Annotated in this window: 13 protein-coding genes; 9 read left to right on the top strand and 4 right to left on the bottom strand. The window is 70.9% G+C overall.

Features of this window, described 5'->3' with window-relative positions:
- Nucleotides 1-90: 90 nt before the first annotated feature.
- Nucleotides 91-1,971, bottom strand: coding sequence for an APC family permease (locus IEY33_RS11250; protein WP_229670966.1), 1,881 nt, complete (start codon nucleotides 1,969-1,971; stop codon nucleotides 91-93).
- 333 nt (nucleotides 1,972-2,304) lie between these two features.
- Here IEY33_RS11250 and IEY33_RS11245 point away from each other — a divergent pair, with 333 nt between their 5' ends.
- The 5 genes from IEY33_RS11245 (at nucleotide 2,305) to nagZ (ending at nucleotide 7,995) form a co-directional block, all read left to right on the top strand.
- The gene (locus IEY33_RS11245) at nucleotides 2,305-3,165 is read left to right on the top strand and encodes a MurR/RpiR family transcriptional regulator (RefSeq protein ID WP_188963377.1); all 861 of its coding nucleotides are present in this window, start codon (nucleotides 2,305-2,307) and stop codon (nucleotides 3,163-3,165) included.
- A 91-nt stretch (nucleotides 3,166-3,256) separates the two neighbouring features.
- Nucleotides 3,257-4,510, top strand: coding sequence for an ABC transporter substrate-binding protein (locus IEY33_RS11240; protein ID WP_188963376.1), 1,254 nt, complete (start codon nucleotides 3,257-3,259; stop codon nucleotides 4,508-4,510).
- 218 nt (nucleotides 4,511-4,728) lie between these two features.
- Nucleotides 4,729-5,631 carry a carbohydrate ABC transporter permease gene (locus IEY33_RS11235; RefSeq protein ID WP_188963375.1) on the top strand — a complete coding sequence of 301 codons (903 nt, stop codon included), beginning with the start codon at nucleotides 4,729-4,731 and terminating at the stop codon, nucleotides 5,629-5,631.
- Nucleotides 5,628-6,509, top strand: coding sequence for a carbohydrate ABC transporter permease (locus tag IEY33_RS11230; RefSeq protein ID WP_188963374.1), 882 nt, complete (start codon nucleotides 5,628-5,630; stop codon nucleotides 6,507-6,509). Before IEY33_RS11235 ends, IEY33_RS11230 begins: the two co-directional genes overlap by 4 nt.
- Nucleotides 6,510-6,519: 10 nt before the next feature.
- The gene (gene nagZ / locus IEY33_RS11225) at nucleotides 6,520-7,995 is read left to right on the top strand and encodes a beta-N-acetylhexosaminidase (protein WP_188963373.1); all 1,476 of its coding nucleotides are present in this window, start codon (nucleotides 6,520-6,522) and stop codon (nucleotides 7,993-7,995) included.
- A gap of 60 nt (nucleotides 7,996-8,055) precedes the next feature.
- Here the strand turns inward: nagZ and IEY33_RS11220 are convergent, their stop codons facing one another.
- Nucleotides 8,056-8,289, bottom strand: a complete 234-nt coding sequence (locus tag IEY33_RS11220; protein WP_188963372.1) for a hypothetical protein — start codon at nucleotides 8,287-8,289, stop codon at nucleotides 8,056-8,058.
- Nucleotides 8,290-8,558: 269 nt separating this feature from the next.
- Between IEY33_RS11220 and IEY33_RS11215 the strand changes: the two genes are divergently transcribed.
- Nucleotides 8,559-9,185, top strand: a complete 627-nt coding sequence (locus tag IEY33_RS11215) for a Dps family protein (protein WP_229670952.1) — start codon at nucleotides 8,559-8,561, stop codon at nucleotides 9,183-9,185.
- Nucleotides 9,186-9,279: 94 nt separating this feature from the next.
- Here the strand turns inward: IEY33_RS11215 and IEY33_RS11210 are convergent, their stop codons facing one another.
- On the bottom strand, nucleotides 9,280-12,153 hold the full coding sequence (locus IEY33_RS11210; RefSeq protein WP_188963370.1) for an AfsR/SARP family transcriptional regulator: 2,874 nt from the start codon (nucleotides 12,151-12,153) through the stop codon (nucleotides 9,280-9,282).
- 235 nt (nucleotides 12,154-12,388) lie between these two features.
- Here IEY33_RS11210 and IEY33_RS11205 point away from each other — a divergent pair, with 235 nt between their 5' ends.
- The 3 genes from IEY33_RS11205 to IEY33_RS11195 all read left to right on the top strand — a co-directional run bounded on the left by IEY33_RS11205 (nucleotide 12,389) and on the right by IEY33_RS11195 (nucleotide 15,312).
- Complete coding sequence (locus IEY33_RS11205; protein WP_188963369.1) at nucleotides 12,389-13,153, top strand: ThuA domain-containing protein; 765 nt, start codon at nucleotides 12,389-12,391, stop codon at nucleotides 13,151-13,153.
- Entirely contained in the window at nucleotides 13,150-14,184 is a 1,035-nt protein-coding gene (locus IEY33_RS11200; RefSeq protein ID WP_188963368.1) for a Gfo/Idh/MocA family protein, read from the top strand. The genes IEY33_RS11205 and IEY33_RS11200 overlap by 4 nt, the downstream gene beginning before the upstream one ends.
- Before the next feature lie 84 nt (nucleotides 14,185-14,268).
- On the top strand, nucleotides 14,269-15,312 hold the full coding sequence (locus tag IEY33_RS11195) for a branched-chain amino acid aminotransferase (protein WP_188963367.1): 1,044 nt from the start codon (nucleotides 14,269-14,271) through the stop codon (nucleotides 15,310-15,312).
- 75 nt (nucleotides 15,313-15,387) lie between these two features.
- Here the strand turns inward: IEY33_RS11195 and IEY33_RS11190 are convergent, their stop codons facing one another.
- The gene (locus IEY33_RS11190; protein ID WP_188963366.1) at nucleotides 15,388-15,741 is read right to left on the bottom strand and encodes a hypothetical protein; all 354 of its coding nucleotides are present in this window, start codon (nucleotides 15,739-15,741) and stop codon (nucleotides 15,388-15,390) included.
- Nucleotides 15,742-15,774: the final 33 nt, after the last annotated feature.

Below are 15,774 nucleotides of genomic sequence, written 5' to 3'. Positions count from 1 at the left end.
GCAAGTAGGCAGAGAGCACAGCTGAACAAAGATGTCCGGGACCGAGCTGTTTCCGGCATCCCTGGAATCGGATCAACACCGTATGACAAGTCAACGCGGCGCCCGGCCCCGTCCCTGGGTGTCGTCGAGCGACCAGGGGACCTGCATCACGACCACGCGGCGGTCCCCGCCGAACGAGAGGCGCGCCTTGAGGACGGCGCTGCGGGCGTTGTGCAGCAGCGAATGCGTGAGGCGCGGGCCGACCAGTTCCGGCACGAGCACCACCACCTGCCGGTCCGGGCAGTCCTGCTCCACGGCGTGCACGTAGTCGAGCAGCGGTTCCAGCAGCTGCCGGTACGGAGACTCCAGAAGCACCAGGGTGGGGGCGGGCGCGCCACTCGCCGCGGCCGGTCCGGTCACGCAGGCGGCCCAGCGGTCCTGCAGGTCGTGGCCGTCCTGCTCGGTGAGCACGTGGACCGCGCGGACATCCCCGAGCTGCCGCGCGAACCGCAGGGCCTTGCGGGTGACGGTCGTCCAGGCCTGCACCGGCACGATGACGATCGGCGCGGGCCGCGGCGTGAAGTCGAGGGGGTGCTCGGTGGTGATCTCGGCCTGCACGTGGCGGTAGTGACGGTGCGTGGCACGGAACGCCAGCACCAGCCCCGGAACGATCAGCAGCGTGACCCAGGCGCCCTCGGTGAACTTGGAGGCGAGCACGACCAGCAGGGTCACGCCGCTCGCCGCCGCGCCGAAGGCGTTCAGGACCAGCGGGAGGCCGCGCTGACGCAGGCGCCGCCAGTGCCCGACCATGCCGAGCTGCGAGAGGGTGAAGGCCAGGAACGCCCCGATCGCGAAGAGCGGCACGAGCCGGTCCGTGACGCCCCCGAAGACAACGAGCAGCAGGGCCGCGAGCAGCGTGAGACTCACGACGCCCCAGGTGTACACGAGGCGCGGACCGCGGGACGCGAAACCGTGCGGGAGGTAATCGTCGTCCGCGAGGAGCTTCGCGACGCGCGGCAGGCCCGCGAAACTGGTGTTGGCGCTCAGGCACAGCACCGCGAGGATCGCCGCGACGGACACCGCGTACACCGGGCCCGTCCCGGTCACGGCCGCGATCAGGGTCGTCAGGACACTGCGGTACTCGGGAGACGCGGGGTCGGTCGCCGTGACGCCGTACGCGCGGGCGAGAAAGGCGATCCCGGCGAGCAGGACGCCCAGCAGACCCACGATGAAGGTCAGGGCCAGCCGCGCGTTCCGCACGGCCGGCGCGCGGAAGCTGCCGACGCCGTTGCTGACGGCCTCGATACCGGTCATGGCGGTGCACCCGGCCGAGAAGGCCCGCACGATCAGCCACGCGCTCAGGCCCACGGCGGCGGATGCCGCCCCCGCCTGCGGCGCGACGACCGGGACGGGATGCCCGCCCGTCAGGACGACCTGCAGCACGCCCGCCACGATCACGCCGAGCAGCAGCAGCACGAACAGCACGGTGGGCAGCATGAAGGCCACGCCGGAATCGCGGACGCCGCGCAGGTTGACGACCGCGATCACGAGCAGCAGCAGCAGGCACAGTTCGGGCCGCAGCGGCAGCAGGACCGGCAGGGCGGACACGAGCGCGCCCACCCCGGCCGAGATGCCGACCGCGACGTTCATGACGTAGTCCAGCACCAGGGCGGCCGCCGCGAGCAGGCCCGCGTTCACGCCGAGGTTCGTGCGCGCGACGGTGTACGATCCGCCGCCCTGCGGGTACGCCCGGATCGTCTGCCGGTACGACGCGTACAGCACCAGCAGCAGCGCGATCACGCCCAGCATGATCGGCGTGATGAGGGCCTGCCCGGCCGTTCCGGCCACGAGCAGCACCGTCATGGCGGCCTCCGGGCCGTACGCGGCGCTCGACAGGGCGTCCAGGCCGAGGACCGGCACGCCCATCCAGGGGGAGATCCGCTGCCGCTGCTCCTCGGCGGTGGCGAGCGGACGGCCGAGCAGGCGCTGCATCAGGGTCACGCGCGCCACCTCCAGGCCTGGCCGCCCGGGCAGAGGGAGCAGGTCAGGCGGACGGGCCGCTGCAGGGCGGGCAGTGGACGTGGATTCAGGGGTGGGAGGGGATCTGCGCTCACGTCCACAGGCTGCGCCTGGTGGGCGGGCGCGGGCACTGACCACCTGGCGCGCTCCCCTGGTCGGATGACCAGCCGCTTGAAAATAACTTTCATCGTTTAAGGGCATATTGACAAAAATAATTTTCAGCCCTTAAGATGAATGCACCTCAGGCCGTCCATTCGTTCGCCCGGATTCGTGATCCAGACCTCCCCTGCACACCCAGGAGCGTCCATGAGTCAGACCGCAGCCCGCCCCGCCGCAGCGCCGGGCGTGATCCACCGCATCCGCCTGCACGCGCACGCCCTCTCGCCGTCCCTGCAGCGGCTCGCCGAGCACGTCGTCACGCACGCCGAGACGGTCATGCACCAGACCATCACCGAACTCGCCGGTTCCGCCGGGGTAGGCGAAGCGACCATCACGCGGCTGTGCCACAAACTGGAATTCGCGGGCTTCCACGCCTTCAAGATCGCCCTCGCCTCCGACGTCGCCGGACGGGACCCCGGCGCGCCCGCCCACCCCGGCGACCTGGCCGGGCAGGCCGCGCAGGTCGTCAAACAGGCCTGCCGCACCCTCGAAGACACCGGACGCCTCCTCGACCCGCAGGTGCTGGACGACGTCGCCTCCGCGCTCGCCCGCGCGCCACGCGTCGACCTGACCGGCCAGGGCAACTCCGGCCTCGTCGCGCAACTGTTCGCGCACCGCCTGCTGCGCATCGGCCTCACCGCCACGGCATACACCGACCCGCACCAGTCGGCCGTCAGCATCTCCACCCTGCCGCGCGGCGGCGTCGTGATCGCCCTGTCGAGCTCCGGCAGCACCATCGACACCGTGCAGCACCTGCGCCTCGCGCAGTCGCACGGTCACTACACGGTCGCCATCACGCACCGCGCCCGCTCCCCCATCACCCGCCACGCCAAAGCCGTGCTGTTCACGTCCACGCAGGAAGACCCGCTCACCGACTCGGTGCTCGACACCCTCGTCTCACAGACGCTGGTGCTGGAAGTGCTGTACGCCGCCCTGCTCGCCCGCCGTCCCGAGGCGGCCGCCATGCTGCGCGTCACGGCCGAGAGCGTCGTCGAGAAGAAGTACTAGCAGGCCCGCATCCCAACGACACCCCGCCTGCCCGCGCAGGTGCACGTCAACCGTCCGCCCCGGCCCTCCGCCCCCATTCAAGGAGACCCGCATGAAGCGCACCCTGACTGCCCTGACGATCGCCCTCGGCCTGTCCGCCACCACCGCCGCGCAGGCACAGACGACCGTCACCTTCTGGACCTGGTACCTCAGCCCCAAATTCGACGGGTACATCAAAGACACCATCGCCGCCTTCGAAAAGGCCAACCCCGGCATCAAGGTCAACTGGGCCGACAAGCAGGACTCGATGGTGCAGGATTTCATCGCCAGCGTGAACCTCGGCAACGCCCCGGACGTCGTGAACCTCAACATCGACGAAACGCAGAAAGCCGCGCAGAACGGCTTCCTGCGCGCCGCCAGCGACCTCAGCGGCCCCGCAGCACTGAACGCCACCTACTACCCGCAGAGCCTCAAGAACTTCACGTCCTCCGGCAAGGTCTACGCGTACCCCTGGTACGGCTGGCTGAACGAAGGCGTGCTGCTGTACAACCCGGACCTCTTCAAGAAGGCCGGCCTGACCCGCGCGCCGCGCACCACCACCGAACTGCTCAACGACGCCAAGATCATCAAGGACAAGACCGGCGCGTACGCCTGGGTGCCCGCCCTGAAGGACCCGAACACCGCCTCCTTCCTCGGGTACTTCTACGCCGAGGGCCTCCCCATCTACGGCGAGGGCGGCAAAGCCGCCTTCAACTCGCCCGCGCACGCCGCGCTGCTCGCCCGCTTCGTGGACCTCTACAAGACCGGCTACGTCCCCGAAGACGCCGTGCGCCGCGAAGCCTTCCAGCTCGCCACGGAACTGTACGCGCAGAACCGCGTCGCGATGATCGTCGGCGGACCGCAGGCCCTGACGCGCATCAAGGACACCAACCCCGGCCTGTACGCCAGCACCGTCGTGACCAGCGCCCCGCTCGGCAAGGCCGGCGTCCAGACGGGCGGCAGCATGGCCCTCGTGATTCCCACCGCCAGCAAGAACCCGGCCGCCGCCGCCAAACTCGCCGCCTTCTTCACCAGCAACGCTGCCCAGCTCGCCTTCGCGAAGGTCGTGCCGGTCGTCCCCACCACGCTCGGCGCGCAGCGCAGCACGCAGTTCCGCACCACCAGCAACGACCCGGTCGCCAAGGCCACCGCCCTCGTCGGCGCGTCGGGACGCTACATCAACCCCGGGTACCGCGCGCCCGGCAACAGCGACGACCTCTACAAGAACTTCAACGACAACATCGAGGCCGCCCTGCTCGGCACCAAGAGCGCCCAGCAGGCCCTCACCGACGCCGCCAACTACTGGAACGCCAACATGAAGAAGTGACACCGGCCCGAGCTGAACCCCCCGGGTTCAGCCGAGCGAAACGAGTGGCGACAGGTGCGGTCTGACGGAAATGGAACGGGATTCGGTGCTCCTCGCGCACCCCGTGCACCCGGAGCGAAACCGCACGACACCGCCCGCCGCGCAGGGGCCCGTCCTGATCCGGGGCGGGCCCGCGTCCTTCCCCTGACCGTCCGGCGGTCGCCCCGACAGGAGAGCCCATGCGAATCCACTGGCGTCAGACGCTGATGTCGTACACCTTCCTCGCCCCGGCGCTGCTGCTGCTGGCCGTGTTCACGTTCTACCCGCTGCTGTACGGCGCGTACCTGGGCTTCACCGAGTACACCGGCGCGCGCTTCGCGCAGGGCCTCGGCCCGAAATGGGTGGGGCTCGACAACTTCCGCACGCTGGCGGACGACCCCCTCTTCCACACGGCCCTGTGGAACTCGGTGCGCTACCTGCTCGTCGTGCCGGTCCTGCAGCTCGCGTCCCTGGCGGTCGCGGTGCTCGTGAACCGGGAACTGCCGGGCATGACGTGGTTCCGTGCCGCGTACTACGTGCCGGTCGTCACGTCCGTCTCGCTCGCGGCCGTGATGTTCGAATGGATCTTCAACCGCGAGGGCGTCCTCAACTGGATGCTGATCACCCTGCACCTCAGCACCCCGCAGCAGGCGACCGGATACCTGAACTCCCGCACCTGGGCCTTCTTCGCGGTGATGCTCGTGACGTTCTGGCGCGGCTTCGGGTACTACATGGTGCTGTACCTCGCGGGCCTGCAGACCATCCCCAGAGAACTCGACGAGGCGGCCGTGCTGGACGGCGCGTCCCCCTGGCAGCGCTTCTGGCGGGTGACGGTGCCGCTCATGCGGCCCACCATCCTGCTGTGCACGCTGCTGTCCACCATCGCCGCGCTCCGCGTGCTGGAAGAGGTCCTCGTCCTCACGAACGGCGGACCGCTCAACAGCACGTACACCGCGCTGATGTACGTGTACGCCAAGGCCTTCCAGGGCTTCGACTTCAACTACGGACTGGCGAGCGCGGCCGGCCTGGTGGTGGCGGTCGTGGCGCTCGTGATCTCCGCCGCGAACTTCCGCCTGATCCGCGGTGACACGGAGGGCGCGTGAGCGCCGCCACCACCCCCCAGGCACCCGCCCGGTCCGCCGCGCGCCTGCGCTGGCGGCGGCCTCTGGCCGTCACGGGCCGCTACCTGCTGCTGAGCGCAATCCTGATCTTCGCGGTGTTCCCGTTCCTGTGGACGCTGGCGATCGCGCTGACCGACAAGACGGCCGGCACGTCCATCTACGCCTTCCCGCAGAGCCTGCTGCCGCACCAGGTCACGCTGCACAACTTCGTGGACGTGTACCGCACCTTCCACCTCGGCGCGTACCTGTGGAACAGCGTGTCGATCACCGCCATGACGGTCCTCGGCACGCTGGTCGTCTCGGCCCTCGCGGCGTACCCGCTCGCCCGCTTCCGCTTCCCGGGCCGTCAGCTGATCTTCGGGGCGATCGTGGCGACCCTGGTGCTGCCGAGCGAGACGAACTTCATCGTGAACACCCTCACCCTGAAATCCCTGCACCTGCTCGGCACGCACCTCGGCGTCGTCGTCCCCACCGTGGCGGGCGCCTTCGGGATCTTCCTGATGCGGCAGGCGTTCCTGGCCGTCCCGGCCGCGCTGCTCGAAGCGGCCCGGCTCGACGGTGCAGGCGAACTGACGATCCTGACGCGGATCATGCTGCCGCTCACCCGGCCGAGCCTCGCGGCCCTCGGGATCTTCACGCTCGTCAGCACCTGGAACGCGTACTTCTGGCCGATGATCGTCCTGTCCGGCGCCCCGGACCGCATCCCGCTCAGCGTGGCCGTCCTGAAACTCAAGGGACAGTTCAACTACGACCCCTTCAACATCGCGGCCGGGTCGCTCTTCATGATGCTGCCGGTCCTGCTGGTGTTCCTGTTCACGCAGCGGCTCTTCCTGCGCGGCATGGACGGAGCCGTGAAGTGACGGGCGCCGCGTGACCCCGCCCCCGGAACGCCCCCTGATCGTCGACCTCACCGGGCCGGACCTCACGCCGGAAGAGGGCCGCTGGCTGCGGCGGCACCCGGTGGGCGGCGTGTGCCTCTTCGCGCGGAACATCACGTCACCGGAACGGACGGCGCGCCTCGTGGCGGACGTCCGGGACGCCCTGGGCCGCGACGCGCTGATCGCGACGGACCAGGAGGGCGGCGCCGTGCTGCGGCGACTGGACGTGCCGCAGCCGCCCACCCCGCAGGGACTGGGCGTGCTGGACGACCCGGACGCCGCGTACCGCGCGGGCGCCATCGCCGCGCGCGGCCTGATCGAACTCGGCATCAACTGGAACTACGCGCCGAGCCTCGACGTGAACGTCGACCCCCTCAACCCCGTGATCGGCGAACGGTCCTTCGGGACGGACCCCGCGCGCGTCGCGGCCCTCGGGGTGGCGTGGGCGCGCGGCAGCGAGGCGGCGGGCGTCATGGCGGCCGTGAAGCACTTCCCCGGGCACGGAGACACCCGCGTCGACAGCCACCTCGCCCTGCCGGTGGTGGCCAAGTCCCGCGCTGCCCTCGAAGCGACCGAGTGGCTCCCCTTCCGCGCGGCCGTCCAGGCGGGCGTGGGCAGCGTCATGACCGCGCACATCCTGTACCCGGCAGTGGACCCGCACGAACCGGCCACCCTCTCCCCCGCCCTGCTGCGCGGCCTGCTGCGCGGCGAATGGGGGTACGGGGGCGTGATCGTCACCGACGCGATGGACATGCGGGCCGTCGCGGACCGCCATCCGGACGGCCGGGGCGCCGCGCTCGCCGTCCGGGCCGGGGCGGACGCGGTGCTCGTCTGCAGCCACGGCGAGCCGGGCGTCCTCGACCGGCACGTGGCAGCCCTGCACGCCGCGCGGCGGGACGGCACGCTGAGCGAAGAGCACCTCACGGAAGCCGCCTGGCGGCTCGACCACGCCCTGCACCACTTCCCCGGCACGCCCAGACCCTACCCCGGCGCGCAGCAATCAGCGGACCGGGCCGAACTGCTCGGCTGGGCGAACCGGCACCTGCAGTGGCAGGGGGAGCGCGTGCCACTCGACCCGGACCGGCCCGTCCTGCTCCTCGCGCAGGGCTGCCCGGACATCGGCGGCCCGTACGGCGACCACCTGCCCGGAGAGACGCTCGCGGCCGCGCTGCGAGAAGCGTTCCCGGCCCTCACGTACAGCGACCTGAGTGACCCGCAGGCAACCGAACAGGCCCTCACGGCGCACCCGGACACCCCGGTGCTGCTGGCCACCACCGGCCGCTGGACGCTGCCCGCAGGAACACACGCCCTCGCGGAGCGGCTCTCGCACCGCACAGCGCCCGCCCTGCACCTCGCCCTGTGGTCCGCCGACGCGGCCTCACAGCTGCCGCTCCCCGCCGTGATCACGCACGGCTTCCGCACCGCGAACCTGGAAGCGTTGAAGGCCGCCCTCCTCAACCGGAAGTGACTCCAGGTCGGGAGGACAGCCCTCAGATGGTGTGACCGACGGACAAAAGTCGGCCGAACCTTACTTTTTCGCGGTCACGCAGACGAGGCTGCCGGTCTTCGTCTTGACGACCACGCCGCCCTTCTTGTGACAGGCGGTGCGCTGGTACTGGCTCATGTGCTGCGTGGTCGCCTTCTGATAACGGGTCATGTTGTTCGCGGTGTGCATCTGCGCCTGCGTCATGGTGGCGGCCCCGGCGAAGGGGAGGGCGGCGGCGGACAGGGTGAGCACGGCGGCACGGAGGAACGTGGTCATGCCGTAACGGTAGCGCCGGGCAGCTGACGCATCCCTGAGAAAATGTTGCCCTCCCTTCAGCCTGCCCCCCCCCGGAACTTCACGCGCGCCACACGCCCGCTATACCGTTCCAGACGCGAACGCCGCGCATGAGGAAGTGCGGGAAGTCCGGCAATTTAAACCAGCGCTTCATGATGCCCCCGCTCACACGGAAGGCCGCCCCGCCCCGCAGACTCTGGGCAGCCAATTTCCGGATCCTGCAGCGCCAGGGTCCGTCCCGGAGGGCTTCCATGAATGCACGTACCCTGATCCTGACCGCGTCCGCCCTGCTGTTCGTCCCGACCTCCATCGCCGCCGCCCAGACGAAGCCCGTCAACCAGATGACGACCCTCCCGCAGACCGGCACCACCGACCGCATGAAGAGCACGCAGGCCCTGCAGGCCACCCTGACGGAACTGCAGGCCCTGCAGCTGCAGACGAAGCAGGCGCACTGGAACGTCAGCGGCGCGCTGTACTTCCCGCTGCACGAACTGCTGCAGGAGCACTACGAGGGCGTCGCGAAGTACGCCGACGACGTCGCCGAGCGCCTCCTCGCGATCGGATCGAGCTCCGACGGCCGTGCGCCCGTGATCGTCGGCAGCAGCAACCTCCCGGAAATCCCCGGCGGGTTCATCGACGACGCGCGCGTCCTGAACTTCTTCGTCGCGCAGTACAGCCTCGTCGGACAGCGCGTGCACGCCCGCATCAAGGCCATCGAGGACGCCGACCCCACCAGCAGCAACCTGCTGCAGGAAGTCGAGGCGAGCATCGAGAAGTACCAGTGGCAGATGCGCGCCCACCTGCAGCCCACCAGCACCGACCCGAACGGTGGTGCGAGCCTGAACAACGGCACGCCCGTCCTGAACGGCGGCAAATGATCCCCCGGGGGTGACCCCGTCTTCCTTCTTCCAGCGCGCGGCCTGCCTTCCCGGTGGGCCGCGCGTTCCCGTGCCGTTCACGGGCCGGGGACGTTCAGACGGCCGGGTACGCGCCGAGGGCGGTGAGTGTGAGCTGCAGCGCGGCCTCCAGCGGCAGCGGCGCGGGATTCGGCACGGCGCCCGCCGCGGTCGCCTGCCGGGTCAGGTCGGCCGCCTGCCGGACGTGTTCGGGCCGCAGGGCAGGCTGACCGGACGGCGCGTGATGCAGGACGCTCTGCGTGAGCTGCAGCGCGGGATCCGGGGCCGCGAGGCGCAGCAGCAGGTCCGCGAGGTCGAGCAGGGTCGGCCCGAGGCCGTTCAGACGGCCGAGCCGCAGGTACAGGGTGAGGGCGCGGGCGTACGCCGCAGCGGCCTCGTGGTGACGCCCGAGGTCACGCAGCGTGACGCCGAGGTTCGCGTAGCTGCGGGCGCTGCCGTGCACGTCGCCGAGCGCCTCCTTGATGTCAAGGCTCTGGCGCTGCAGGCCAACGACCACCGCGAGGTCGGACGTGACGTTCGAGAGGTTGTTGAGGGCATACGCGACGCCCTGCAGGTCGCCCACCTCACGTTTCAGGGCGAGGCTGCCCTCGAAGGCGGTGCGCGCGGCGGGCAGGTCGCCGCTGTAGGCGTGCAGGATGCCCTGATCGTTGAGGGTCTTGGCGGCCCCCGAGCGGTCCCCGGTGGCGGCCCACAGCACACTCGCGGCCGCGAGGGCCTCGGCGGCCTCGGCGAGTCGGCCCTCGTCGCGGTGCAGGACGCCCGTCAGGTGCCGGACGTCCGCCTCGGTGTGCCGGTCGCCGTGCCGCACGCTGAGGTCCAGCGCTTCGGCGTAACAGCGGGCCGCGAGGCTCCCCTGCCCGCGTTCGCTGGCGAGCAGTCCGGCCGCCTTGAGGGCCGTGGCGCGCGTCCGTGCGTCCGAGACGTCGTCCTCACCCGCCGGGAGCGGCAGGGCGAGCAGGTCCTGCAGCCAGCCCAGGCCTTCGCGGTGATGACCGCGCACGTACCAGAACCAGTGGAGGGCCGCCGCGAGCCGCAAACCGTGCCGGGCGTCCCGCCGTGCGAGGGCGTGCGCGAGGGCCGCCCGGTGGTCGGGGTGCTGCTCCTCCAGGCGGGCGAGCGCCTCCACCTGCCCCGGCCCGCCGAGCTGCGGCGCAAGGTGCTCGGCCACACGCACGAAGTGCCGCAGGTGCGCGTCCTGCACGGACGGCAGGCGCGCGCCGAGAGTAGCGAGCGCAAATTCACGCAGGTTCTCGTGCCAGCTGTACCGGGTGTTCAGGATCAGCAGCGAGCGGCGTTCCAGCGTCTGCAGGTGCATGGCGTTCAGGCCCGCGATCTCGCGCGCGGCGTCCACGCCGAACGGGGAACGCAGGACCGCCAGGGCCGCGTACCCCGCCTGCAGGCCCGGCGGCAGGGCGTCCCAGGAGTAGTCGAAGAGCGCCTGCAGCGACCGCTGCCGGGGCGGCAGGTCCCGGAGCGGCGCGGCGAGCTGGCGGCGGCCCTGTCGGAGCTGCCGGGCGATCTCGTCCGGCGTCCGGTCACCCACCTGCGCGGCGGCGAGTTCGAGGGCGAGCGGGAGGCCCTCGCAGAGCGCGACGATCTCCTGCACGGCATCCGTCCAGCGGGCTGGCTCGAACCCCAGGTCGGAGCGGGCGGCCCGCTCGTGGAAGAGCGAGGCCGCATGCGACCCGCCGGGGCCACCGCCGTCCGCGTCTCCGCTGCCGGGATCGTCGAGGCCGCCCAGGCGCAGGACCGTTTCCGCCTGGACCTGCAGGCGCTCGCGGGACGTGACGAGCAGCCGCAGGGTCGGGACGCGCTGCAGCAGGTCCGGCAGCAGGTCGGCGGCGGGCAGCAGGTGCTCGAAGTTGTCGAGGATCAGCAGGGTCGGGTGGCCCTGCAGCAGCTGCGCGAGCGTGCCGGTCAGGTCGTCGTCCGGTTCGGGCGTGTCGCCCAGCGCGATCAGGACGGCCTCCTGCAGCTGCCGGGCACTGCCGAGCGCGGCGAGCGGCACGAACACGACCTTCCGGCCGCTGCTGGCCGCGTACGCGTGCGCGAGCCGCACGGCGAGGCGCGTCTTGCCGATGCCGCCCGGCCCGGTGAGGGTCAGCCAGCGCCGATCCGGACCGCCGTGCAGCAGGTGCGTCAGGGCGGCCTGCGTCTCGCGGTTCCGCCCGACGAAACTGGTGAGCGGGACCGGCACGCCGATCAGCTGCGCGGGGCGGTCCTCGGCGGATGCGTCCAGGCCGCGGCGGAGCGTGTCGAGGGTGGGAGGCAGTGGCTGGCCGTAGTCGCTGTGCAGGCGGCGTTCGTGCTGCCGCAGCAGGTGCCGCGCCTCGGTGCGCTGACCCTGCCGGACGAGGAGACGCACGAGTTCCTCCAGCACCTCCGGTTCGTCCGGATGCAGGCGGTGCGCGTCCCGCAGGTGGGCGGCGCGCGCGTCGTCGCTGCCGGCCTCACGTACGGCCGCCCACAGGGCCGCGAGGTACTCGGCGTGCTGTGCGGCGCGGGCCTCCTCCACGAAGTCCGAGAAGTCCTGGTTCTGCGGGAACGGCAGGCCCTGCAGAAGTGGCCCGCCGTACGCGTGCAGCGCGCCGCTCCAGTCGTGGGCGGCCGCGCAGGTCCGGAAACGGCGGAGGTCGCTGCCGCCCGTCCAGGCGAGCGTGAACTCGTCCATCTGTAGCATCGGGGCGTACCCGGAGTCACGCAGGCGACGGATGCGCTGACGCAGGGCGTTGCGGGCCGAGGCGGGCGGCAGGGCGGGCCACAGCAGTTCGGCCGTCTCCTCGCGGCTCAGGGGCCGGTCGGCGGCGGCCAGCAGCGCGCAGACCCAGGCGTTGAGGTCGGCGTGCCGGACGGGGACGGGAGAGAAGCCGTCCTCACTGAACGCGAGTCCTCCGAGAACGTGGATGTGGCGGGGTGTCGCTGCGGTCATGGCCTCCCGGGTGGTCGGTGCTGAGCAGGGGACAGTGATGCGCGTGGCCGCGCAGGGATGACGTGCTGCTCTCAGGTCTAGCACATCCGGAGCGGCAGGCCCGCCGGGCAGCGGCCCTCGCGTGCGGTCTGTCCGCCCCCCTTCCCCTGCGGCGCGGCGCGTGCCATACTCCTGCCTGAATCGATTCAGTTACGTTGGCTCCGCGTCCAGCGCGGCAGGCCACACAGGAGCCGCCATGACCCAGCAGAACGCGCCCCAGCCCACCCAGCCCCGCATCACCGTCTGGCACGAATACCGCCACGAGCACGAGAACAAAGCCGTCTCCGACCTCTACCCCCACGGCATGCACGCCGCCCTCGCCGACGGCCTGCGCGAACACGGCTTCAGCAACGTCCGCACCGCCACCCTCGACGAACCCGAACACGGCCTCACCGACGACGTCCTCGCCAGCACCGACGTGCTGCTCTGGTGGGGCCACAAAGCCCACGGAGACGTCAGCGACGCCGTGGCCGAAAAAGTCGTGCAGCGCGTCTGGGACGGCATGGGCCTCATCGTGCTGCACTCCGGGCACTTCAGCAAACCCTTCAAACGCCTCATGGGCACCTCCTGCGACCTCAAATGGCGCGAAGCGAACGACCGCGAACGCCTCTGGGTCGTCGACCCCGGCCACCCCATCGCGCAGGGCGTCGGCGAGTACATCGAGATCGAACAGGAAGAGATGTACGGCGAGCACTTCGACATCCCCGCCCCCGACGAACTCGTCTTCCTCAGCTGGTTCTCCGGCGGCGAGGTCTTCCGCTCCGGCTGCACCTACCGGCGCGGCAGCGGCAAGATCTTCTACTTCCGCCCCGGCCACGAAACGTACCCCACCTACTACCACGCAGGCGTCCGGCAGGTCATCGCGAACGCCGCCCGCTGGGCCGCCCCCACCGCCAGCGCCCCCCGCGCCTTCGGGAACCGCCAGCCGCTCGAAGCCCTGCCCACCGGGGAACGCCGGTGACCGCACCCACACACAAGGTCGTGAACGCCGCCATCATCGGCGCGGGCGGCATCTCCCAGCGCCACCTCGAAGGGTACCGGGCGGCCGGCGTGAACGTCGTCGCCGTCGCCGACGCCAGCGAAGCCATCCGGCAACTGCGCGAACAGGAATGGAACGTCCGCGCCTACGCCAGCGCCGACGAACTCCTCGCGCAGGAAGACGTGCAGGCCGTCAGCATCTGCACGCCCAACGCCTACCACGCGCCCGCCAGCATCGCCGCCCTCACGCGCGGCATCCACGTGCTCTGCGAGAAACCCCTCTCGCTCGACCTCGACGCCTGCGACGCCATGATCGAAGCGGCCCGCCAGAGCGGCGCCGTCCTGCAGACCGGCCACCACCTGCGCTCCAGCCCGCTCGCCCGGACCGCCAGACGCCTCATCGACGAAGGCCGCATCGGCCGCGTGACCTTCATGCGGCTGCGCCAGGCACACGACTGGGGCGGCGCCGAACAGGTACGCGGCGCCTTCGGCAGCCTCGCCGCGAGCGGCGGCGGCACCCTCCTCGACAACGGCTGCCACATGATGGACCTCGCCCGCTACTTCGGCGGAGACGTCCGCAGCATCCACGCCCGCATGGCCACCCTCAAATTCGACATCGAGGTCGAAGACACCTCCGTCGCCACCCTCGACTTCGAGAGCGGCGCGCTCGCCAGCGTCGAAAACGCCTGGACCGCCACCGGCTGGGAGGAAAGCTTCCACGTGTACGGCACGCAGGGCGCACTCGAATGCAGCAACCGCCTCGGCAAGGCCCGCCTGCGCTTCCTGAACCGCGAAACCGGACACGGCGACTGGGCGACCGGCGACGAGACCTGGTACGACTACGCCCGCGCCGACAACGCGCACGCCCGCAGCGTCGTGCACTTCGTGGAAAGCATCGAACAGGGCCTCCCCGTCGTGTGCAGCGGCGAGGACGGCCGCGAAAGCGTCCGGCTGGTCCTCGGCGCTTACGAAAGCGCCCGCACCGGCCAGACCGTCGCCCTCAGCGCGCCCTGACCTCCTCACCCGCCGGGGCCGTGCAGCGCACTTCACGCACGCGTGGCCCTACCGTGGAGCGCGGCCGGGCCGTATCCTGACCGTATGACCGCCAACACCGACACGGCCGCCCACACCGACATCGACTGGAGCACCCTGGGCTTCACGTACATCCGCACCGACCAGCGCTTCATCGCGCACTGGAAGGACGGCGCGTGGGACGCCGGCACCCTCACCACGGACAACACCCTCCACATCGCCGAAGGCTCCACCGCCCTGCACTACGGCCAGCAGTGCTTCGAAGGCCTGAAAGCCTACCGCGCCAAGGACGGCAGCGTGAACCTCTTCCGGCCCGACATGAACGCCGCACGCATGCAGCGCAGCTGCGACCGCCTGCTGATGCCTGAAGTGCCGACCGAGATGTTCATCGAGGCGTGCCGTCAGGTCGTGGCCGCCAACCTGCGCTTCCTGCCGCCGTACGGCACGGGCGGCTCGCTGTACCTGCGGCCCTTCGTGATCGGGGTGGGCGACAACATCGGCGTGCGCACCGCGCCGGAATTCATCTTCTCGGTGTTCTGCGTCCCGGTCGGCCCGTACTTCAAAGGCGGGCTGAGCCCCGTGAACTTCATCGTATCCGACTACGACCGCGCCGCGCCGAACGGCACGGGCGCCGCGAAGGTCGGCGGGAACTACGCCGCGAGCCTCCTCCCCAACAAGGAAGCGCACGACCGCGGCTTCGGGGACTGCATCTACCTCGACCCGGAAACCCACACCAAGATCGAGGAGGTCGGCGCCGCGAACTTCTTCGCCATCACCCGCGACGGGACGTTCGTGACGCCGAAATCCCCCAGCATCCTCGCCAGCATCACCCGCCAGAGCCTCCTCACCCTCGCGCACGACCGGCTGGGCCTCAAGGTCCACGAGGGCGACGTGTTCATCCGCGACCTCGACCAGTTCGTGGAGGCGGGCGCCTGCGGCACGGCGGCCGTCATCACGCCCATCGGCGGCATCCAGTACAAGGACGACTTCCACGTCTTCCACAGCGAAACGGAGGTCGGCCCGGTCACGCGCCGCCTGTACGACGAACTGACCGGCGTGCAGTTCGGCGAAGTGGACGCCCCCGAAGGCTGGATCGTCAAGGTCGACTGAACCCAGCCAAGGACACGAGCGGCGGCGCACCCCGAACCCCGGGCGTGCGCCGCCGCTGTCCTGCCTGCATCCGGCTCAGCCGCGCAGCGGCGGGTCCTGCTGCTCCAGGCCCGTCAGGGTCCAGACCGCCACGACAGGCACCGCCTCGTGCGCGCGCACCACCGGCAGGCTGTGCCTGGACGCGAGGCGCTTCAGGACGCGCAGGGCGTCCGCGAGCGGCACGCCCAGGCCCTCGTCCGCCTCGGCCTGCGCCAGGATGCGCACCGCCCCACGGTACGCCCGGTCCGGCTGCGGGTGCGGCTGCGACGCGGTCAGCACGAGTGCAGGCGGGTCCTGACGGTCCTCCCAGCGGATCAGCGTGCCTTCCGGCAGGCGGGCCAGCAGCGCGGCCACGGCGCGGTCGATCTTGTCGGTACGGGAGTCGGTCATCCGGTCAGGGTAGCGCGCAGAGACAGCGCACAC

This window comes from Deinococcus aquiradiocola, from assembly GCF_014646915.1.
Taxonomy (GTDB): domain Bacteria; phylum Deinococcota; class Deinococci; order Deinococcales; family Deinococcaceae; genus Deinococcus; species Deinococcus aquiradiocola.
The sequence above is the reverse complement of the archived record's forward strand: the minus strand, read 5'-3'. Positions and strand labels throughout refer to the sequence as shown.